We start from the raw sequence: 20,592 nt of genomic DNA on the forward strand, positions 1-20,592 counted from the left end.
TCCGCGCGGTCGTGTCCCCCGCCGGCTGAGGGGACGTGCCGTTGCCGGGGACGAATGGGGCACCGGGCGGCCGGACGCTCACCGTGCCTGTCCGGCGGCCTTCCGATGGTGTCGGGGCCCCGGAGCGTACAGCCCGCAACGCACGGGGCTCAGGAGCGGAGGACGGGCTCCCCGTCGAGCTCGACTCCGGCTTCGGCGAGGCGGGCGAGCGCCGACTCCGTCGTCTCCCTGGCGACACCCGCGGTCAGGCCCAGCAGGACCCGTACGGCGAAACCGTTCGCCGCCGCGTCGAGGGCGGTGGCACGGACGCAGTGGTCGGTGGCGATGCCGACGACGTCCACGGCCTCCACGCCGCGTTCGCGCAGCCATGCGGCGAGGCCGGCGCCGTCCGCGGTGGCGCCCTCGAACCCGCTGTAGGCCGCCTGCCGCGCGCCCTTGCTGAAGACCTCCTCGACCTTCGCGGTGTCGAAGGCGGGGTGGAATTCGGCGCCGGGGGTGCCGACCACGCAGTGCGCCGGCCAGGAGTCGACGTAGTCGGGCTCGGCCGCGAAGTGGGCGCCGGGATCGACGTGGTAGTCCCGGGTGGCGACCACATGGTCGTACGCGTGGTCGTGGACGTGGCGGCTGATCGCGGCGGCCACCTCGGCGCCGCCGCCGACCGGCAGGCTGCCGCCCTCGCAGAAGTCGTTCTGCACGTCGACGACGATGAGCGCGGTCTTCAACGGATCACCTCACAGTGGCGATCACGGAGGACCGGCGTCGTCCTCATGCGCCGGTCCTCCGCGATCACTTGAAGATAGTAGGGACTGCGGGGTCTCCGGGGGAGAGGCTGCGCGCCTCCAGTGGCAACTCCGCCAAAGTCGCCCGGTGACGGTCGCGCGCGGCCGTCAGGGGTTCGCGGCCGACGACCTTGCCGTCCCGGACGAGCTCGGCCAGCAGCGGGCGGTCCTCCGTCTCCACCGGCTCGCGGGTGATCACCTCGGCGGTCGCGGTGCCGTCGCTGGTCCTGCGGTAGGCCCACTTGCGCCCGCCGACGCTGGGCTTGCCCACGGACGCCTTGGCGACCGGCTGGAGGGCTCCCGCGTGGTCCTCCCTGGCGACGAGCTTGTAGACGAGGCTGGCCGTCGGGTGCCCCGAACCGGTGGACAGGGCGGTGCCGACGCCGTAGGCGTCCACCGGCGCCGCGGCGAGCGCCGCGATCGCGAACTCGTCCAGGTCGCTCGTCACGACGATCCGCGTGCGGTCCGCGCCCAGCTCGTCGAGCAGCCGGCGCACCTCGACGGCCACCATCGCGAGATCGCCGGAGTCGATGCGCACCGCGCCGAGGTCGGGCCCGGCCAGCTCGACGGCGGTGCGTACGGCCTTCGCCACGTCGTAGGTGTCCACCAGCAGCGTGGTGCCGAGCCCGAGGGACTCGAGCTGGGCCCGGAAGGCGTCCTTCTCGGAGTCGTGCAGCAGGGTGAACGCGTGGGCGGCGGTGCCCGCGGTCGGCACGCCGTACAGGTGACCGGCCATGAGGTTGGACGTGAAGGCGAAGCCGCACAGGTGGGCGGCCCTGGCGGCGGCGACCGCGGCGTACTCGTGGGTGCGGCGCGAGCCCATCTCGATGAGCGGCCGGTCGCCGGCCGCCTGGGCCATCCGGGAGGCGGCCGCCGCGATCGCGCAGTCGTGGTTGAGTATCGACAGGATCAGCGTCTCCAGCAGCACGGCCTCGGCGAAGGTCCCCTCCACCACCATGATCGGTGAGCCGGGGAAGAACGCCTCGCCCTCGCGGTAGCCGTACACGTTGCCGGAGAAGCGGTAACCGGCGAGGAACTCGCCGGTGGGCTCGTCCACGATGCCGGCCGAGCACAAAAACTCGATGTCCTGCTCCTCGAAGCGGAAGTCCTCCAGTGCGTCGAGGAACCGCCCGGTGCCGGCGACCACCCCATAGCGCCGTCCTCCGGGCAGCCGCCGGGCGAACACCTCGAACACCGCCCGCCGGTGCGCCGCGCCGCCGGCGAGCGCGGCCTGGAGCATCGTCAGTTCGTACTGGTCGGTCAGCAGGGCCGTGCCCGTGGTCATGCGCACGTGTCGAAGACTACGACGGTCGTGGTGCAGGATGGTTACGTGGGTAGCACAGCTCCAGCCGAGGTCGAGCGTCCGTCGTCGGACGTGCGCCCCGATCTGCCGTGGCTCACGATCGTGTGGAACGACCCGGTCAATTTGATGTCGTACGTCACGTACGTCTTCCAGGCCGTCTTCGGCTATCCCCGGCAGAAGGCCGAGAAGCTGATGATGGACGTCCACCACAAGGGCAAGGCCGTCGTCGCCAGCGGCACGCGCGAGGAGATGGAGCGGGACGTGCAGATCCTTCATTCCTACGGTCTGTGGGCGACCGTCCAGCAGGACAAATGATGAGCACGGGATTCCGGGCGACGAGCGACGGGGTGACCGTCGATCTCGACGCCGGCGAGGTGTCGATCCTGCGCTCGCTGGTGTCACAGGTGCTCGGCCTGGTCGAGCCGGGGACCACCGGCGACGATCCGCTGGAGCGCGCCCTCGGCATCGGCGCGGCGGCGCCTCCGGCCGACCCCGTGCTCGCGCGCCTGTTCCCCTCGGCGTACGGGGACGACGAGGAGGCGGCGCAGGAGTTCCGGCGTTATACGGAGGCGACGCTGCGCGACGGCAAGCGGGCCGACGCGACCACGCTGCTGGAGACGGCGGCGCCGGGCCGGCTGAGGCTCACCGCCGAGCAGGGGCAGGCGTGGCTGCGGGCGATCAACGACGTACGGCTCGCGCTCGGCGTGCGCCTCGAGGTCACCGAGGAGGTCCACGAGGAGATCGCCTCGATGTCCGAGGACGACCCCCGCTATCCCGCGTTCGTGACCTACGACTGGCTGACCTACCTGCAGGACACCCTCGTCAGGGCGCTTTGGTAGGTTTCCCAGCATGCTGACGATCTCACGCGAGCTGGTCGACAAGATCGTGGCCCACGCCCGGGCCGACCACCCGGACGAGGCGTGCGGCGTCGTGGCCGGGCCCGCCGGCTCCGACCGTCCCGAGCGGTTCGTCCCGATGGAGAACGCCGAGCGTTCCCCGACGTTCTACCGCTTCGACTCGATGGAGCAGTTCCGCGTGTGGCGGGAGATGGACGACCGCGACGAGGTTCCGGTCGTGATCTACCACTCCCACACCGCCACCGAGGCGTACCCCTCCCGTACGGACATCAGCTATGCCTCCGAGCCCGACGCCCACTACGTGCTGGTGTCGACCGCCTCTGAGGAGGAGGCGCCCTTCAGGTCCTACCGGATCGTGGACGGGGTCGTGACGGAGGAGGAAGTCAAGATCGTAGAGTCGTACGGTTAAACTGAAGTTATGCCCAACGATGACGCTCGTCCCGTGTCGTCACCGGCTGTCCTGTCGCGCCGGGCACGCCCGGAATCTCCTGTTCAGGCGTTCCTCTTCGCGCACACGCCGTCTGTAGTCGTCTACGACTGTCGCTGAACCAGTCGCCGCCCGCCGGGATCGTTCCTCGTACGGACTCCCGCGGGAGATGACCGCTGGAATCGCCGCCCGCCCGGCCATGTTCCAGCCATGTGAACGCCCACCATGAAGACGACCACTGATGAAGGAGATTGAGCCCAGATGGCCATCGAGGTCCGCATTCCTACCATCCTCCGCAGCTACACCGACGGCGCCAAGGCGGTCAACGCCAAGGGATCGACCCTCGAAGAGCTGATCGGCGACCTGGAGTCGCGCCACCCCGGCCTGAAGGACCGGCTGATGGACGACTCCGGGCTGCGCCGCTTCGTCAACGTCTACCTCAACGACGAGGACGTGCGTTTCCTCGGCGGGCTCGGCACCCCGGTCGCGGACGGGGACACCGTGACCGTCCTCCCGGCCGTCGCGGGCGGAGCGCGCTAGATGCGCTTCGACTCGTTGATCGACTCGGTCGGGCACACCCCGCTGGTGGGTCTGCCCCGGCTCTCGCCGTCTCCAGAGGTACGGATCTGGGCGAAGCTGGAGGACCGCAACCCGACCGGGTCGGTCAAGGACCGCCCGGCGCTGTGGATGATCGAGCAGGCCGAGAAGGACGGGCTGCTCACGCCGGGCTGCACGATCCTGGAGCCGACCTCCGGCAACACCGGCATCTCGCTGGCGATGTCGGCCAGGCTCAAGGGCTACAAGCTGATCTGCGTCATGCCGGAGAACACCTCCGAGGAGCGCCGCCAGCTGCTGCGCATGTGGGGCGCCGAGATCATCTCCTCGCCGGCCGCGGGCGGCTCCAACGAGGCGGTGCGGGTGGCCAAGGGGCTCGCCGCCGAGCACCCCGACTGGGTGATGCTCTACCAGTACGGCAACCCCGCCAACTGGCGCTCCCACTACGAGTCGACCGGGCCGGAGATCCTCGCGGACCTGCCGACCGTGACCCACTTCGTCGCCGGGCTGGGCACGACGGGCACGCTCATGGGCGTCGGCCGCTACCTGCGCGAGCAGGTGCCCGACGTGAAGATCGTGGCCGCCGAGCCGCGTTACGGGGAGCTGGTCTACGGCCTGCGTAACGTGGACGAGGGGTTCGTGCCCGAGCTGTACGACCCGTCCGTGCTGACCACCCGTTACTCGGTGACCTCGGCCGACGCGCTGCGCCGGACCCGGGAGCTGCTGGCGTCCGAGGGCATCTTCGCGGGCATCTCGACGGGCTGTGCCCTGCACGCCGCCCTCGGCATGGCCCGCAAGGCCGTCCAGGCGGGGGAACGGGCCGACATCGTCTTCATCGTGGCCGACGGCGGCTGGAAGTACCTGTCCACCGGCGCGTACGAGGGAACCCTCGACGAGGCGGAGGACCGCCTCGAAGGCCAGCTCTGGGCCTGATCCGGCCGTCATTTGTCGTCTGCCGCACGAAGGTCTGTGACCTGCGGCGACAGCCTCGGTGATCTCGCACTGAACCGGGCCCGAAGCCGTGTGAGCAGCGCGAACGCGATTCGTGATCATGCACTTTCCGTCGGAGTGCACGATCACGAATCGCGTTTTCGCATGGTGGGACGATGTGCTCTCGGCGGGGGTCAGTTGAACACGATTCTGAGGGTGAAGGTCGAGCCGTCCTCGCCGTCGGCGCCGCTCAGGCCGATCGCCCGCAGCATCCCGGCGTCGGTGCGCGCCTGGCCCCGCAGACCGTCCAGGTACAACTTCTCCAGCCGGTCGAGGTCGGCGTACACGGCGTAGGTCGCGTTCCCGGCGTCCGGGACGGCCAGGCGGAACGTCTCGCTCTCGCCGAGCGTGCCGCCGCCGCCCAGGGCGCCGGCGTACTCCTGGGTGCTCGCGATCACGAACCGTCCGTCGCCCTCCGCGGTGGCGATGTCGGCGGACCTCTCCATGCCGTTCAGATGGGCCTTCACCCGATCCACCACGTCGCGCGCCTTGGCGGTGTCCGTCGTGAGCACGGCGCCCACCCGCGGCTGTGCGCCGTCCAGGTCCTGTTCGTCCAGGGCGAGCGTGAACGTGCGGCCCAGCAGCGTCGCGAGGTCGTCCGGCAGGGACAGGCCGTACTGCGCCCGCGCCCCGTCGAGGACCTGCCTGAGCACGTCTCCGCCAGGGCCGCCCGTCGCCTGCTCGATCAACGGCCACTGCTCGCGCAGCATGTCGCCCAGGCCGGAGATCGAGGCCGCCGCGACCGTGGAGGCGGGCAGCTCGCCGATCTTCACCGGCTCCGGCCGGACCGACGTGGGCGTCCCGCCGCGGGTGATCCCGGCCAGCTCGGCGTAGTCGCCGGAGAACCGGAGGGCCCCGGCGAAGCGCATCCCCTTGATCTGCCGCAGAGCGGGTGTGTCGGCGAGGTCGCTCCAGCCGGCCTCGGCCACCTTCTCCACGTCCGCCCAGAACGACAGCACGCCCTGCTCGCCCAGCGCCCGCAGGTCGCTCGCGAAACGCTGGTCGCCGGACAGCGGCGCCGCCTTGACGTACTCGTCGGCCAGCTTCTGGCTCGTGGCGATGAGGGCGTATCCGTCGCGGAACGCCAAGCCCGCCTTCCCGTCGCCGAGGCCCAGCTTCGCGATGCCGGCCCGGGCCGCCGCCTCGTCCTTCACCTGTACGGCGAGCGCCCCGACGGGGTCGCCGCCGTCGCCCGAGGGGAGCACGGCGAGGCCGACGCGGTCGCCGAGCCACGGCTCGACGTCGCGGGCGTAGTCGACTTCGGCCAGGTCCGGCTCGTTGTTCCGCAGCGCGGTGACGAGGGCCTCGCGGGGGTCGTCTCCCCCGAAGGAGCCGCGGGTGGCCGAGAACTTGCGGGCGATGCCGAACAACGCGAGCTTCTGCCCGGCCGACGGGTCGAGGTCGAGCCGGACGTAGGCGAGCGCGTCCGCGGGCAGCACGTCCTGCGGCTGCGCGCCGCCGCCGCTCAATTTCGAGGCGGCCCACACGCCGCCCCCGCCGACCAGGCCGACGAGCACGGCGGCCACCAGCGCGAGGATCCAGCCGCGCGCCCGCCTGCCCCGGCCGGGGGGCGACGGCGGGGCGGCCACCGTGACGGAGCCGATCTCCTCCGGCTCCGTCCACGACGGCATCCGCATGGTGTGCGCCTCGCCTCCGGCAGGCCGGGGAACGCGATAGGCGACGGTGCGGTCGAGATCCTGCTCGTCGCGGGGGTGCCAGGGGTCAGTGGGGGGAGTGTCGGGGGACATGGGCTCACTCGCAAACGTCGTCGTCAGATACGCCGCGACGCTAGGCCCGCCCGGTAGCGGTGCGCTTGCAGCCCGCTTGACCGCGACCGCCGGTGCCGTCCCCGTGAGCACGCTGCCGTCCCCGCGAGCCGCCGCGCGGTCCGCCGGAGCGCCACGCTACAGTAATGACCAGAACAAAATTCGGTAGAGCGGCGAGGGGCGCATGACCAAGTTCGACGAGGCGACGCAGGCCATCCGGGTCGACGACACCACCTACGACGTGTGTCTCGACGACGGATACTCCATCGGAGGGCCGCTCAACGGCGGCTATCTCATGGCCACGATGCTGCGCGCCGTGGTGGACGCCTCGCCGCACGCGCACCCGGTCTCCACCAGCGCCCAGTTCCTGCGGGTGGCCAGGCCGGGCCCGGCCCGGGTGCTGCTGGAGCCGCTCAAGGCGGGCCGTACGGCGGCGATGACCAGGGCGCGGCTCGTCCAGGACGGCGAGCCGTTCATCGAGATGCTCGTCACGACCGCGACCCTGGACGCGTCGGCGGCCCCGGACTGGGCAGGCGGCCCGTCGGCCGCCATGCCCGGCCTGGCGGACTGCGTGCGCCTGCCCGATCCCAAGCCCGAGTCGAACATGAACTTCAACGCCCAGCTGGAGATGGCGTTCGACCCGCCCACGATCGGCTGGCTCGCCGGCGAGCCGACCGGACGGCCCGAATCGCGGGCGTACTTCCGGCTGGCCGAGCCGCAGGACCCCGACCCGTACGTGCTGGCGCTGGCGGTGGACGCGCTGCCGCCGGTCGTGTTCTCGGCGGGGGCGCGGGGATGGGCCCCGACGGTGGAGCTCACCTGGCACCTGCGCGCCCTGCCCGCGCCGGGGTGGCTGACCCTGCTCGGCGGTGGACGGCTGATCAGCGACGGCTGGTTCGACGAGGAGGTCGAGGTGTGGGACTCGGCGGGCCGGCTGGTCGCCCAGTCCCGGCAGCTCGCGCGCCTGGGCCGGGGCTGAGCCGCGTTCACCTGCCGCGCCTCCGGCACGTGTTCACCTGCCGCGCCTCCGGCACGTGTTCACCTGCCGCGCCTCCGGCACGTGTTCACCTGCCGCGCCTCCGGCACGTGTTCACCTGCCGCGCCTCCGGCACGAGTCGTTCGATCGCCGCGCCTCCAGCGCGTTGTGAGCATTCTTACCCTGAGCGGCGGCGATCGTTCCCCTAACCTTGGGAAGCGTGCCGGAGGACAACACCAGGGCGATCGGGATCTTTGACAGCGGCGTGGGCGGCCTGACGGTCGCCCGGGCGATCATCGACCAGCTGCCCCACGAATCGATCTTCTACGTGGCCGACACGGCCCACCAGCCGTACGGGCCCAAGAGCATCGCCGAACTCCGCGCATACGCGCTGGAGGTCATGGACCACCTGGTCGAGCACGACGTGAAGATGCTGGTCATCGCGTGCAACAGCGCGAGCTCGGCCGTGCTCAGGGACGCCAGGGAGCGCTACGACGTCCCGGTCGTCGAGGTGATCCAGCCCGCCACGCGGCGGGCCGTGCGGGCCACGAGGAACGGCAGGGTCGGCGTGATCGCCACGCGGGCCACCATCGAGTCGATGGCCTACCACGACGCCTTCGCCGCCGCCCCCGACGTCGAGCTGGTCGCCGTGGCCGCGCCCTTGCTCGTGGAGTTCGTCGAGCGGGGCGAGACGATGAGCGAGGAGCTCATCGAGGTGGTCAAGGGCTACCTCAAGCCGATCCAGGACGCGGGCTGCGACACGCTCATCCTCGGCTGCACGCACTATCCGCTGCTGACCGGCGCCCTCTCGTACGTCACGGGGAACGGGGTCACGCTGGTGTCCAGCGCGGAGGAGACGGCCAAGGACGTCTACCGGATCCTGCACGACCGCGGCCTGTCCAACGGCTCCGGCGAGCCGAGGCACCTGTTCCGGGCGACCGGCGACACCGAGCTGTTCGAACGGCTCGGGCAGCGTTTCCTCGGCCCCGAGCTGCAGTCGGTGGAGCGGACCGCCCCCGGCATCGGCGACGTCACCGGCGTAGGGAGTTCGCGATGAAGTTGACGATCATCGGATGCTCGGGCAGCTTCCCCGGCCCCGACAGCCCGTCCTCCTGCTACCTGCTGGAGGCCGAGGGCTTCCGGCTGCTGGTCGACTTCGGCAACGGTGCGCTCGGCGCGCTGCAGCGGCACGCCGGACTCTACGACGTGGACGCGATCCTCCTGTCCCACCTGCACGCCGACCACTGCCTCGACCTGTGCGCCTACCACGTCGTGCGCACCTACACGCCGGACGGCCCGCTGCCGAAGGTGCCCGTCCACGCCCCGGGCGGCGCCTCCAAGCGGCTCAACGCGGCGTACGCGATGCCGGACGAGCCCGTGCTGGAGAACTCCTTCGACTTCGTAAGGCTGTCGCCCGGCACCCGGCACGTCGGCCCGTTCGAGGTGACGGCCGCCCCGATGAACCATCCCGTGGAGACCTACGGCTTCCGCATCACCCACCAGGGACGGTCCGTCGCGTACTCGGCGGACACCGGCGAGTCTGCCGAACTGGTCAAGCTGGCCCACGAGGCCGACGTGCTGCTGTGCGAGGCGTCCTTCCTCGACGAGCCGGACCTGACTCCCGGCCTGCACCTGAGCGGCAGGCAGGCGGCCGAGCACGCCGCCCGGGCCGAGGCCGGCGCGCTCGTTCTCACCCATCTCGTTCCGTGGTACGACAAGTCCCGCATCCTGGAGGACGCCTCGCGGGGCGGCTTCGGCGGGCCGATGGAGTTGGCGCGGAGCGGGGCCGTGTATGACCTAGGGTGACCCGTATGGCTCGTTCACACGGTCGTCGTTCCGACCAGCTCCGCCCCGTGACCATCACCCGGAACTGGCTCGCCCACGCCGAGGGTTCCGTACTGGTGGAGTTCGGCAACACGAGGGTGTTGTGCGCCGCGACGGTGGAAAGCGGCGTGCCCCGCTGGCGCAAGGGCAGCGGTCTCGGCTGGGTGACGGCCGAATACGCCATGCTGCCCCGGTCGACCAACACCCGCAGCGACCGCGAGTCGGTCCGCGGCAAGATCGGCGGGCGCACCCACGAGATCTCCCGGCTGATCGGCCGGTCCCTGCGGGCCTGCGTTGACTACAAGGCCCTGGGGGAGAACTCCGTCCTGCTCGACTGCGACGTGCTGCAGGCCGACGGCGGCACCCGCACCGCCGCTATCACCGGCGCGTACGTCGCACTCGCCGACGCGATCGCCTGGATGCGGCAGCGCCGGATGTGCCCCGGCGACCCCCTGGTGAACTCGGTCGCGGCCGTCTCGGTCGGCGTCGTCGGCACCGAGGCCATGCTCGATCTCGACTACAGCGAGGACGTGAAGGCCGAGACCGACATGAACGTGGTGATGACCGGCAGGGGCGACTACGTCGAGGTGCAGGGCACCGCCGAGGGCACGCCGTTCGACCGGACCGCGCTCAACGGCCTGCTCGACCTCGCCGCGGCCGGCTGCGCGGAACTCACGCGCCTGCAGGCCGAGGCACTCGCCTGATCAACAGGGAGAACGACAGCATGAACAAGGTGGTCCTGGCCACCCGGAACGCCGGGAAGATCGTCGAACTGCGCCGGATCCTCGCCGACGCCGGTGTGCCGATCGAACTCGTCGGCCTGGAGGCGTTCCCGCACATCGGAGACGTGGCCGAGACCGGCCTCACGTTCGCGGAGAACGCGCTGCTCAAGGCGCACGCGGTCGCCGCGGCCAGCGGCCTGCCCGCCATCGCCGACGACTCCGGCCTGTGCGTGGAGGCGCTGAACGGCATGCCGGGCATCTTCTCCGCACGCTGGTCGGGCCGCCACGGCGACGACGACGCCAACCTCGACCTGCTGCTCGCGCAGATCGCCGACGTGCCGGACGGCCGCCGCCAGGCCCACTTCGCCTGCACGGCCGCGCTCGCGCTGCCGACGGGGGAGGAGCACGTGGTGGAAGGGGCCATGCACGGCTTCCTCATCCGCGAACGGCGCGGCACGGGCGGCTTCGGCTACGACCCGATCTTCGTGCCGGACGGCGACACCCGGACGACGTCCGAGATGACGGCCGAGGAGAAGAACGCGATCAGCCACCGGGGCAAGGCGTTCCGCGCGCTCGCCCCGGTGATCGCCGAGGTCGTCTCGTAATACCGCCGTAAGACCACCGGCGGGCGCGCGGGCGTAGCGTTCGGAACGTGAACGCAGCAGGCACCCGTATGCCCGCCTGGGCGGCCGCGCTGACCGGCCTCGTCGCCGGCGCGGTGGCGCTCGGCGCGGCCCAGATCGTCGCCGGTCTGATCGACCCCGGCGCGGCCCCGGTCGTAGCCGTGGGCGGCGCGATGGTCGACTCCACGCCCGCCTGGCTGAAGGAATGGGCGATCCGCACGTTCGGCTCCGGGGACAAGCCGGTCCTGCTCGGCGGCATCGTCGTCGTGCTCGCGCTCGCCGCCGCGGGTCTCGGTCTGCTCGCCCGCCGCCGCACGGCGTACGGCACGCTCGGGCTGGCCCTGTTGGGCCTCGTCGGGGCCGCCGCGGCGCTGTCCCGGCCGGACGCGGGGGCGGCGCACATCTTGCCCTCCCTCGCGGGTGCCGCGGCTGGCGCCTGGACCCTGTCGCGGCTGGCGCGCCGCGCCATGAGCAGCGGTGAGGAGGACTACGTCACCGCCAGCCGGGCCGCCGACCGCGAAACCGCCTCCGCCCGGGCCGCGAGCCCCGCCGCCGGAGCCGCGAGCACGCGCGCCGGAGCCGCCACCCCGGTGGCGGGCGACCCGCTCCAGGGGCCGGAAGCCGACGTGGCGGACCCCGCGCCGGCGGAACGCCCCGCAGCGAACAGTGACCTCGGGCACCGGCACGGAAGCGCGCGGCGAGAGAGCTCTGCGGCGCGGCCCGGGCCCGCCGTGCCGCCCGTCATGCGGCCGGGAGCGGGGCCACTTCCCGGGCCGTACGCCTTCGACCGGCGCAGGCTCCTGACCGGGGCGGCGGCGGGGGCCGCGGTGGCGGGAGTCGGCGGTCTCGGCGGATGGCTGCTGTCGGGCAGCAAGGACGGCGAGATCGCCCGGAGAAGCGTGGCCAGGTTGCTGCCGCGCGCGGCACGCCCGGCCGTGCCGATCCCCGCCGGAGCGGACCTGCGGATTCCCGGCCTCACGCCGTTCGTCACGCCCAACGCCGACTTCTATCGCGTGGACACCGCGCTCGTCGTGCCGTCGGTGGACCCGGCCCGCTGGACGCTGAAGATCCACGGCCTGGTGGACAGGCCGGTCGAGCTGACCTTCGCCGACCTGCTCAAGCGCCCCCTCATGGAGGCGGACGTCACACTGACCTGCGTGTCCAACGAGGTCGGCGGGCCGTACGCCGGCAACGCCCGCTGGCTCGGCGCCCGGCTCGCCGACGTGCTGCGGGAGGCCGGGATCCGCCGTGAGGCCGACATGCTGCTCAGCGTCTCCGAGGACGGCTGGACCTGCGGCACACCGGTCGACGTGGTCATGGACGGACGCGACGCGCTGCTCGCCGTCGCCATGAACGGCGAGGTGCTCCCGGAGGCCCACGGTTTCCCGGTCCGTCAGGTCGTGCCCGGACTGTATGGATACGTGTCGGCGACGAAGTGGGTCACCGAGATCAGGGTCACCCGGTTCGACCGGGACGAGGCCTACTGGACGCCCCGCGGCTGGGCCCCCCGCGGCCCGATCAAGACGCAGTCCAGGATCGACCTGCCCCGTGACGGGGACGAGGTCGCGGCGGGCCGTACGACCGTGGCGGGCGTCGCGTGGGCCCAGCATCGCGGCGTCGACGCGGTCGAGGTGCGGGTGGACGGCGGCGCGTGGCTGCAGGCGAGGCTCGCGGAGGTGCCCGGCCCGGACACCTGGCGGCAGTGGTCGGCGGACCTGGACCTGACGCCGGGCCGGCACACGCTTGCCGTGCGGGCCACCGACGCGACCGGCTACACCCAGACCGCGGACGAGGCGCCGCCCGCTCCCGACGGCGCCACCGGCTTCCACACTGTCACCGTCACGGCCGGCTGACCGGCCCCGCTCGGTCTCCGGCGGGAGCCGGGTCTGGAGTTGGGAAAACCCGCCGTGCCCCGGACGGCCCGCCTCTACCATCGGCACGCTGATGTGCGCGAGGAGGGGGGCCAAGCGCGTGAACCAGGACAGGGCGCGCCGGCATGCGCGGTGGCGGTTGCCGTCGGGTGTGTACAACCCGGTCGTGACGGCCGACGGCCGGCGATGGCGGGATTACGAGCAGGCGGCCGAGGCGCCTGCTCCCTCATTGGAGGACCGCCGCCTGGATGTGCGGATCGCGGCTCTGCCGCTGGGCGTGGACACCATGACCATGCCGGTGGTGCCGGCCGCCAGGAACGGTGAGAGCGGCGGACGCGGGGGGCGCGGCGGGCACGAGGAGCACGAGGGGTACGGGGAGTACGGGGGGTACGGTCCGAGCGCACCGGCCGGGCGCCGGGCAGGGGCGACGGACCCCTGGGAAGCGGGATCGCCAGGTCCCCGGGAAGCGGGGGCGACGGACCTCCGGGAAGCGGGGGCATCGGACCGCCGGGAGGACGTCTCCGCCGCGGCGCCCCCCGCCACCGGGGACGCTCGGGTGGTCACGGCCGACGGGCACCCGGAGGACGCCGAGGACCGTGCGGAGTTCGAGGATGCCCGGGACGGTGAGGAGCCGGAGGCCGGCGGGGACGTCGCGGTGGCGGCGGGGGCCGCAGAACCCGAGGACGTCGCCGCATCGGAGGTCGCCTTCGGAGACGACGACGCTGCCGGGGACCCGGCCGGGGCCGGGCAGCACGCGAGCGTCGTGACCGGGGCGAGGGACGAGGGCCCGAAGGACGAGGGCCCGAAGGACGAGGCCGCGAGGGATGAGGTCGCGACGGCCGCGGCGAGCGGTGCGAACGGACACGGCGAGGCCGTCGCCGAGGCGCCCGGCTCGCCTGAGGGGCTACACGATGCGGCGGGCCCGGAAGGCCGGGGCGATCGGCCGGGCGAGCCGCCGGCCGGCGCGGGACCCGACGTCGTTTCCCCGGCCTGGCAGGTCGAGTGGCCGGTCGAGACCGCGCCCGTGCCGAGAATCCCCGCCCAGCCGGACGGTGCCGCGGCCGGGATACGGCGTTCCGAATCCCCGGACGCGACCGTCGCCGGATCCGGACAGGGCGATCCGCCCTGTGAGATCGCGCGTGAGATCGCACGTGAGACGGCACGTGAGACCGCGCCGGACACCGCCTTGGACACCGCCTCGGACACCGCCTCGGCGACGAGCCGGAGCGAGTGGCACGCGGAGGGGCCCGGCGGGGCCGTGGACGACGGTCCGGAGCAGGGAGAGCTCGCGGACGCCGACGATTTCTGGTCGGCCGTGCTGCGCGACGACACCGAGCGCGACTGGCTGGACGGCCCGGGCCGCCCGCGGCGGCTGGAGGACACCCGCCCGTACGGCAGGCCCGGCGGCCTGGCCGAGGCGGATCCGGACGGCCAGATGAGCCTCGCGCAGGCGGTGAGCGGGCGCTTCCCGGACCCACGCGGCACCTGGATCCGCCTGATCAACGCCGAAGGGCCGACGGAGGACGCGTTCAGGTCGAACAACGCCGTCGACTGCGCGCTGTCGGTGATGTCCACCTGGCACGGGGAGCCCGTCGTGGCGGCGCGCAGACAGCCGGAGTACGACGGGTCGGGACGCCCGCTGCTGACCGGGGAGACCGGAGGGGTCGCCCGCGCCGAGGAGTGGCTCGGGCACCGCTTCGAATACGTCGGTCACGGCCGCCGGGCGTACGTGGCCATCGCACAGCGGCTGATCTTCGGGGGCCACGGCGCCGCCGCCGTCCTCATCACCCGCTGGGCCGGGGGAGGCAGCCACGCGTGGAACGTCGTCAACTGCCGGGGTGAGGTCCTGTGGATCGACGCCCAGCGGGGTCACATGGCCGTGGATCCGCCGTACGAGGACGTCACGGGCGTCTTCGCGGTGGTGATCGATCGTCAGGGCCGCCGCCTGTGACGGCCGGTGCGACCTCCGCGGGCCGGACCCGGGCGGGCCCGGCCCGCGCCGTCGCGGGCTTCGCACCCCGGCTGAGCGCGGGCCCGACGGTGACGCCGGTCATCGGCGGCCGTGGAGGGCGTCGTCCGCGTCGACCCGGTCGATGAAGGCGAGGACCCGGGCGGCGACCCGCTCCGGGAACTCGCCGTTGAGGGCGTGGGAGGCGTCCGGCCACAACTCGACGGTCCCTCGGGAGAGCAGCCGGCGAGCGCGTTCCGCGGCCCTGCCCGGATCGTGGATGATGCTGCGCCCGGCGATCACCGCGAGGGTCGGTATGCCGACCGCGGCGACCTCCTCGTCCGAGGGGTAGGTAGGCGGGGGGAGAAAGGCGGTGAAGTCCCGCATCCCTGCGGAGATCAGGGCGGCGACCGGGTCGTCGCCGGAGGTGTCGGCTCCGCCGGAGATCCAGCTCAGCAGCCGCCGGCGCCACGGCTCGGGGAGTGGCCCGAGCGCTCCCAGCGAGACGGCGACCGCCTTCCAGGTGATCCGGCCGAACAAGGACGCGGGATCGAGCAGGCTCAGGGAGGCGACCTTCTCCGGAGCGTGCACGGCGAGCCGGAAGGCGGTCCACCCGCCGATCGACACGCCGAGCAGGTGCGTCCGGTCGAGGCCGAGCCCGGTGAGGAGTTCCGAGAGCCACACGCCGTGGTCGGCCGCACTCGCGAACGGTCTGCTCTGCACCGAGAGACCGGGCTCGCCCAGCAGATCGATGGCGTAGACGACGCGACCAGGGGCGCGAAGACCGGTCAGGTTCGGCGCCCACATCGGGGTGGACGCGGTGCGTCCCGGCAGCAGGAGGAGCGGCGTCGCGGCGTCGGCGCCGTCCGGGCCGAAGCGGTGGACGCGTACGGTCCCGAAGCCGGTCGGCACGTCCTGGATCGCGTCGGGTGCCGGGAGGCCGGCCATGGCCTGGTCGTAGATCCGCCGGTAACGCGAGTAGGCAGGCGCGTCCCGGAAGTGCCCGAGGCGCCGCCGGCGGAACTCGGCTCCGATGTTGGGCCGCACGGGGTCGTTCACGTCCGGATCCTCCGCTCGCCTTTGGCAGTACGATCGTATTGTATCGATATCACGATACGCTCGTATTGCAAAAGAGGGAGCGGCTCGTGCCCAAGCAGGTCGACCACGCGGCTCGGCGGGAGGAGATCGCCCATGCGGCGCTGAGGCTGTGCGCGCGAGACGGCCTGGCCGGGGTGACCATAGGGCAGGTCGCACAGGAGGCCGGCGTCTCCAAGGGGCTCGTGCAGCACTACTTCGCGGGGAAGGCCGATCTGCTGCGCGCGAGTGCCCACGTCCTGAGGGATGAAATCGAGCGCCATGTCGGCGAGGCCGTCCGGGACGCCCGCGGCCCGGCGGACACGCTGCGGCGGGTGCTGCTCGCGATCGTCGGGCTGGGCGTGACCGCCGTGGTCCCGCTGCTCGCCGGGCACGCGTTCCTGAGCAGGGCCGTAGCCGATCCGGAGATCCGCGACCTCTATCGCGCCGGCGGCGACGCCGTCCATCGTGCGATCGCCGCGTTGCTGGCGGCCTCGGACCCGGCTCCGGACGTCGACCCCGGCGCGGAGGCCCACGCGTTGCTCGGTCTCGCCCGCGGCCTCGCCGACGGGGTGCTGCTCGGGGAACTCGGCGTCGACGACGCGGGCGCGATCGTCGACCACCACCTGCGCCGGATCCTGCCGGGGGTCCCGGCCGGATCCGGCTCTCCCTCCGCGCCGCGGGACTCCGGGTGACGACCGTCAGGCGTCGTGCGGGCGGGATGGCGGGGGAGCCGCACGGCCCCCGTTCCCCTGTCCCCGGGCCGCCGCCCGGGTCACCCGCTCGCGCGGGCGGCCCGGGCGACCGCGGTGCCGGCTTCAGGAGGCGGCCAGCGCCCCGACGACCGAGGCGCGGGCGGCCCGGCGGGCGGGCAGCACCGCGGCGAGCACTCCGGCCAGGCCCGAGGCGGCGATGAAGATCAGGATCTGTACGACCGGAAGCTGGAAGGAGACGTTCTCCGTGAGCGTCGTCGTCGCCGCCCAGCCGTACGCGACGCCGAGCAGGACACCGACGATGGCGCCCACCAGGCCGAGGACCAGCGCCTCGACCGAGAGCATGCCCCGCAGCTGCGGCCGGGTCAGGCCGAGGGCGCGCAGCAGCGCGGACTCACGGGTGCGCTCGTGGACCGACAGCGACAGCGTGTTCGCGATGCCGAGCAGTGAGATCACGATCGCGAGGGCCAGCAGCCCGGTGACGACCATGAGCATCGAGTCGATCGCCTCGTCGAACTGGCCCCGGATCTCCGTGGTGCTGCCGACCTTGACCGCCGGGTAGGCCGCCGTGGCCTCGTCCACGACCTTGCGGGCCCGTTCCGGTGCCACGCCGTCGGCGGCGTTCACCAGGACCCGTACGTCGCCCATTGTGCCGAAGTGCCGCTCGAACGCCTGCTCGGCCATCGTGAACGCGGGCAGCAGGGCCACGTCGGCCTTCAGCACCGCCACGACCGTGAGCGGGATGGCCTGATCGCCTGACGCGACGGTCACGGTGTCGCCGACCTTGACGCGGAGGTCCTGGGCCGCGTAGTCGGCCACGGCGACCTCGCCCGCTCCGAAGCCGTCCAGCGTGCCGGACGACGCCTCCGGCTTGACGGCGGTGCCGATGGCGGACCGAGTGACGGTGCCCACTCCGTACTCGTGGCCGTTCACCTTGGTTTTCTTCCCCCGGAACTCGGTCACCGCGGCCAGGTCGCGGCTCGCGCGGAGCGTGTCGGCGACCGAGCGGGGGATGGTGCCGGTCTGCGACGTCAAGATGTAGTCGGCGGGGAACTGCTGGTCGAGCTGGCCGCTGACGGTGGTCCGCACAGTGGCGGTCAGGACCGACATCAACGTCATCAGTGTCACGCCGATGGTCAGGGCCACCGTCGTGGTCGCCGCACGCTTGGGGTTGCGCCGCGAGTTGTCCACGGCGAGCCGTCCCGCCACGCCGAACAACCGCGCCGGCACCCAGCCCGCCAGCCCGCTCAGCGGCCGTACGATCACCGGGCCGAGGATGAGCACCGCGAAGAACACGAGCACGCCGCCGGCCATGACCGTCAGCAGCGCCGCCTGGCCCGGCTTCTGCAGCACGCCCGCCGCGGTGAGGCCGGCCCCCGTGACCGCGATCAGGGCGGCGACGACCACCCGTACGACCCCGGCGCGGAATGTGTGCTCCTCGACCTGCGTGCGCAGCGCCGCGACGGGCGGCACACGGGTGGCCTGACGCGCGGGCAGCAGCGCGGCGGCCATCGTCACCACGACGCCGGTGCACATGCCGATGGCGATCGTCTGCGGGGACAGGCTCACGGTGCCCGTGGGGATGTCCGTACCGATGGCTTTCAGCACGGCGACCGCGGCGGCCCCGAGACCGAGACCGGTCAGCAGGCCGAGCACCGACGACAGCAGCCCTACCACGGCCGACTCCAGCACGATCGAGCCGAAGACCTGCCGCTTGGTGGCGCCGATGCAGCGCAGCAGCGCCATCTCACGCATCCGCTGCGCGACCAGGATGGTGAAGGTGTTGTAGATGACCAGCGCGGCGACGAGCAGCGCGACCGCCCCGAACAGCAGCAGGCCCAGCCGGATGTAGGCCGTGTCCACATGGTTGCGCTGGGCCACCTCGTCGGCGCGTTCCCGGCCCGTCATGACCGTCGCGTCGCCGCCCACGGCCGCCGCGACGGCCGTGCGCAGGCTCTCCGGCGAGGGCCCCGAGGAGACGACGTCGATCTCGGTGAAGCCCTTGGCGCCGGTGACGCGCCGCGCCGCGTCGGGGGTGAAGGCGACCGCTCCCCGGTAGGCGAGGTTCTGGTCGACGCCGACGTCGAAGATCCCGACGAGGCGGAACTCGTGCCGCGTGCCCGCCTTGTCGAGCACCGTGACGGCGGCTCCGGGCGCGAACCCCTGGGCCTTGGCGGTGTTCTCGTCGAGCACCGCCTCGCCGGCGGCCGAGGGGGCCCGGCCCGAGGTGATCTTGATGCGGCTCGCCGGGATGGACACCCCGGCGGTGGGGAGGTCGCCCACGACCTTGCCGTCCTTGCCGATCAGCGGCGCGTCCCCGGACACCATCGGCTGGGCGTCCTCGACGCCCCGCACCGCCTTGATCGCGGCGAGCGCGCTCTCCGGCAGGCGTTCGTCGTCCCCGGCGTCCTTCGGCGTCACCACCACGTCCACCTTGTCGGCGTCCGCGGCGAACGACTGGGTGAACCCGGCGTCGATGGTGTCGGTGAGCACGAACGTGCCCGCGATGAAACCGACCCCGAGCACGATCGCCAGAGAGGTGAGCAGCAGGCGCAGGCGGTGCGCCAGGAGCCCGGTGAGGGTGGCCTTGAACACGGCTCAGGCCTCCAGCGCCATCAGCGTGTCGAGCACGGTCTGCGGCGTCGGCCGTTCGACCTCGCTCACCAGCAGGCCGTCCCTGAGGAAGACCACCCGGTCGGCGTACGACGCCGCCACCGGGTCGTGGGTCACCATCACGATCGTCTGCCCGAGCTCCCGTACGGACGTGCGCAGGAACGCCAGCACCTCGGCGCCGCTGCGCGAGTCGAGGTTGCCGGTCGGCTCGTCGGCGAAAATCACTTCGGGCTTGCTGATGAGCGCCCGCGCCACGGCGACGCGCTGCTGCTGGCCGCCCGACAGCTCGCTCGGCTTGTGCCTCAGCCGGTCACGCAGGCCGACCGTCTCGATCACGCGGTCGAACAACGCCTGGTCGGCCTGGCGGCCCGCGATCTCCAAGGGAAGCCGGATGTTCTGCTCGGCGGTCAGCGTCGGCAGCAGGTTGAACGCCTGGAAGATGAAACCGACGCGCTCGCGCCGCAGGAGCGTGAGCTGCTTGTCGTTCAAACCGGTGATCTCGACGTCGCCGATGCTCACCCGCCCGTCCGTCACGGTGTCCAATCCGGCCAGGCAGTGCATCAGGGTGGACTTGCCGGAGCCGGACGGCCCCATGATCGCGGTGAACGCCTCCGCGGCGAAGCCGACGTCGATGCCGCGCAATGCGTGCACGGCCGCGTCGCCCTCGCCGTACACCTTCGACAGTCCCCGCGCGACGACCGCGGTGCGAACCTGGGTTGTTGTGGTCATGACGCCACGCTATGGCCGTGATCAGGGCGTTTCCTCGGCCTCGCGGACGTTCTCGGCCTGCGTCCCGGGACGGTCCGCCCCGGGGCGTGTGCGACTTGTGAGGTATCCCGGACTCAGCCCCGCGGATGATCGGGGGCGACCACGCCGGTCTCGTACGCGTAGACCACCACCTGGGCCCGGTCGCGCAGCCCCAGCTTGGCCAGGATGCGGCCGAGGTGGGTCTTCACGGTGGCCTCCGCGAGATGCAGCCGCGCCGCGATCTCGGAGTTCGACAGGCCACGGGCCACCTGGACCATCACCTCCCGCTCCCGCGCCGTCAGCACGCCCGCGTCCTGCCGCCGCCGATCCCCCTCCGGCAGGAGCACGGCGAAGCGGTCGAGCAGGCGGCGGGTCGTGCTCGGCGCGACCACCGCGTCTCCCGAGTGGACCGACCGGATCGCGCTGATCAGCTCGGCCGGCGGCACGTCCTTCAGCAGGAACCCCGCCGCGCCCGCCTTGATCGCGGCGAACGCGTACTCGTCGAGGTCGAACGTCGTGAGGATCAGCACCTTGGGGCCGTCCGGGGCCGCGCAGATCACGCGGGCCGCCTCAACGCCGTCCATGCGCGGCATGCGGACGTCCATGAGGACCACGTCGGCCTCGACCGTGCGCACCGCCTCGACGGCCGCCAGCCCGTCGGCCGCCTCGCCGACGACCTCGATGTCCGGCTGCGCCCCGAGGACCATCCGGAACCCGGTCCGCACCAGCTCCTGGTCGTCCACCAGCATGACGCGTATCACTGCAGCTCCGCTCCGCTCGTCATCGCCGCGACCCCGTAACCGT

General features: G+C 72.5%; 20 protein-coding genes. 13 read left to right on the plus strand and 7 right to left on the minus strand.

The window, feature by feature from the left end:
* Nucleotides 1–149 precede the first annotated feature (149 nt).
* Both ACQPZZ_RS10345 and ACQPZZ_RS10350 read right to left on the minus strand, forming a co-directional pair.
* Nucleotides 150–722 (minus strand): nicotinamidase, encoded by a 573-nt coding sequence (locus ACQPZZ_RS10345; RefSeq protein ID WP_432931097.1) that lies wholly within the window; start codon nucleotides 720–722, stop codon nucleotides 150–152.
* 64 nt (nucleotides 723–786) lie between these two features.
* Nucleotides 787–2,070, minus strand: a complete 1,284-nt coding sequence (locus ACQPZZ_RS10350; protein ID WP_432931099.1) for a nicotinate phosphoribosyltransferase — start codon at nucleotides 2,068–2,070, stop codon at nucleotides 787–789.
* A 39-nt stretch (nucleotides 2,071–2,109) separates the two neighbouring features.
* Here ACQPZZ_RS10350 and clpS point away from each other — a divergent pair, with 39 nt between their 5' ends.
* From clpS to ACQPZZ_RS10375, 5 genes are all read left to right on the plus strand, one after another.
* Entirely contained in the window at nucleotides 2,110–2,397 is a 288-nt protein-coding gene (gene clpS, locus ACQPZZ_RS10355; RefSeq protein WP_169950261.1) for an ATP-dependent Clp protease adapter ClpS, read from the plus strand.
* Nucleotides 2,397–2,921 carry a DUF2017 domain-containing protein gene (locus tag ACQPZZ_RS10360; protein ID WP_363644297.1) on the plus strand — a complete coding sequence of 175 codons (525 nt, stop codon included), beginning with the start codon at nucleotides 2,397–2,399 and terminating at the stop codon, nucleotides 2,919–2,921. The genes clpS and ACQPZZ_RS10360 overlap by 1 nt, the downstream gene beginning before the upstream one ends.
* Nucleotides 2,922–2,931: 10 nt before the next feature.
* Entirely contained in the window at nucleotides 2,932–3,348 is a 417-nt protein-coding gene (locus tag ACQPZZ_RS10365; protein ID WP_363644295.1) for a M67 family metallopeptidase, read from the plus strand.
* A gap of 279 nt (nucleotides 3,349–3,627) precedes the next feature.
* Nucleotides 3,628–3,906: a MoaD/ThiS family protein gene (locus ACQPZZ_RS10370; protein WP_030510925.1), complete on the plus strand. Its 279-nt coding sequence runs from the start codon at nucleotides 3,628–3,630 to the stop codon at nucleotides 3,904–3,906.
* Nucleotides 3,907–4,854, plus strand: a complete 948-nt coding sequence (locus tag ACQPZZ_RS10375; RefSeq protein WP_432931102.1) for a PLP-dependent cysteine synthase family protein — start codon at nucleotides 3,907–3,909, stop codon at nucleotides 4,852–4,854.
* A 191-nt stretch (nucleotides 4,855–5,045) separates the two neighbouring features.
* Here the strand turns inward: ACQPZZ_RS10375 and ACQPZZ_RS10380 are convergent, their stop codons facing one another.
* Nucleotides 5,046–6,659, minus strand: coding sequence for a DUF3352 domain-containing protein (locus ACQPZZ_RS10380; RefSeq protein ID WP_432931104.1), 1,614 nt, complete (start codon nucleotides 6,657–6,659; stop codon nucleotides 5,046–5,048).
* Nucleotides 6,660–6,861: 202 nt separating this feature from the next.
* On the opposite strand from ACQPZZ_RS10380, the gene ACQPZZ_RS10385 reads away from it, so the two are divergent.
* From ACQPZZ_RS10385 to ACQPZZ_RS10415, 7 genes are all read left to right on the plus strand, one after another.
* The gene (locus tag ACQPZZ_RS10385) at nucleotides 6,862–7,656 is read left to right on the plus strand and encodes a thioesterase family protein (RefSeq protein WP_432931106.1); all 795 of its coding nucleotides are present in this window, start codon (nucleotides 6,862–6,864) and stop codon (nucleotides 7,654–7,656) included.
* 217 nt (nucleotides 7,657–7,873) lie between these two features.
* Nucleotides 7,874–8,710 carry a glutamate racemase gene (murI, locus tag ACQPZZ_RS10390; RefSeq protein WP_432931109.1) on the plus strand — a complete coding sequence of 279 codons (837 nt, stop codon included), beginning with the start codon at nucleotides 7,874–7,876 and terminating at the stop codon, nucleotides 8,708–8,710.
* A complete protein-coding gene (locus ACQPZZ_RS10395) occupies nucleotides 8,707–9,459 on the plus strand; it encodes an MBL fold metallo-hydrolase (RefSeq protein WP_432931111.1) in 753 nt (250 codons plus the stop codon). Before murI ends, ACQPZZ_RS10395 begins: the two co-directional genes overlap by 4 nt.
* 5 nt (nucleotides 9,460–9,464) lie before the next feature.
* Nucleotides 9,465–10,181 (plus strand): ribonuclease PH, encoded by a 717-nt coding sequence (gene rph, locus ACQPZZ_RS10400; protein WP_432931113.1) that lies wholly within the window; start codon nucleotides 9,465–9,467, stop codon nucleotides 10,179–10,181.
* Nucleotides 10,182–10,201: 20 nt separating this feature from the next.
* Nucleotides 10,202–10,804, plus strand: a complete 603-nt coding sequence (gene rdgB / locus ACQPZZ_RS10405) for an RdgB/HAM1 family non-canonical purine NTP pyrophosphatase (RefSeq protein WP_432931115.1) — start codon at nucleotides 10,202–10,204, stop codon at nucleotides 10,802–10,804.
* 47 nt (nucleotides 10,805–10,851) lie between these two features.
* Nucleotides 10,852–12,675: a molybdopterin-dependent oxidoreductase gene (locus ACQPZZ_RS10410; RefSeq protein WP_432931117.1), complete on the plus strand. Its 1,824-nt coding sequence runs from the start codon at nucleotides 10,852–10,854 to the stop codon at nucleotides 12,673–12,675.
* A 118-nt stretch (nucleotides 12,676–12,793) separates the two neighbouring features.
* Nucleotides 12,794–14,644: a toxin glutamine deamidase domain-containing protein gene (locus ACQPZZ_RS10415; protein ID WP_432931119.1), complete on the plus strand. Its 1,851-nt coding sequence runs from the start codon at nucleotides 12,794–12,796 to the stop codon at nucleotides 14,642–14,644.
* Nucleotides 14,645–14,743: 99 nt separating this feature from the next.
* On the opposite strand, the gene ACQPZZ_RS10420 is transcribed toward ACQPZZ_RS10415, so the two are convergent.
* Nucleotides 14,744–15,700, minus strand: coding sequence for an alpha/beta fold hydrolase (locus ACQPZZ_RS10420; protein WP_432931121.1), 957 nt, complete (start codon nucleotides 15,698–15,700; stop codon nucleotides 14,744–14,746).
* 86 nt (nucleotides 15,701–15,786) lie between these two features.
* Here ACQPZZ_RS10420 and ACQPZZ_RS10425 point away from each other — a divergent pair, with 86 nt between their 5' ends.
* On the plus strand, nucleotides 15,787–16,410 hold the full coding sequence (locus tag ACQPZZ_RS10425; protein ID WP_432931123.1) for a TetR/AcrR family transcriptional regulator: 624 nt from the start codon (nucleotides 15,787–15,789) through the stop codon (nucleotides 16,408–16,410).
* A 123-nt stretch (nucleotides 16,411–16,533) separates the two neighbouring features.
* Here the strand turns inward: ACQPZZ_RS10425 and ACQPZZ_RS10430 are convergent, their stop codons facing one another.
* From ACQPZZ_RS10430 to ACQPZZ_RS10440, 3 genes are all read right to left on the minus strand, one after another.
* Nucleotides 16,534–19,023 (minus strand): ABC transporter permease, encoded by a 2,490-nt coding sequence (locus ACQPZZ_RS10430; RefSeq protein WP_432931125.1) that lies wholly within the window; start codon nucleotides 19,021–19,023, stop codon nucleotides 16,534–16,536.
* Between the two features lie 3 nt (nucleotides 19,024–19,026).
* Nucleotides 19,027–19,770, minus strand: a complete 744-nt coding sequence (locus ACQPZZ_RS10435; RefSeq protein WP_432931127.1) for an ABC transporter ATP-binding protein — start codon at nucleotides 19,768–19,770, stop codon at nucleotides 19,027–19,029.
* Between the two features lie 113 nt (nucleotides 19,771–19,883).
* Nucleotides 19,884–20,549, minus strand: coding sequence for a response regulator transcription factor (locus tag ACQPZZ_RS10440; protein ID WP_363644267.1), 666 nt, complete (start codon nucleotides 20,547–20,549; stop codon nucleotides 19,884–19,886).
* Nucleotides 20,550–20,592: the final 43 nt, after the last annotated feature.

Source organism: Microbispora sp. CA-135349, from assembly GCF_050947365.1.
Classification (GTDB): Bacteria; Actinomycetota; Actinomycetes; order Streptosporangiales; family Streptosporangiaceae; genus Microbispora.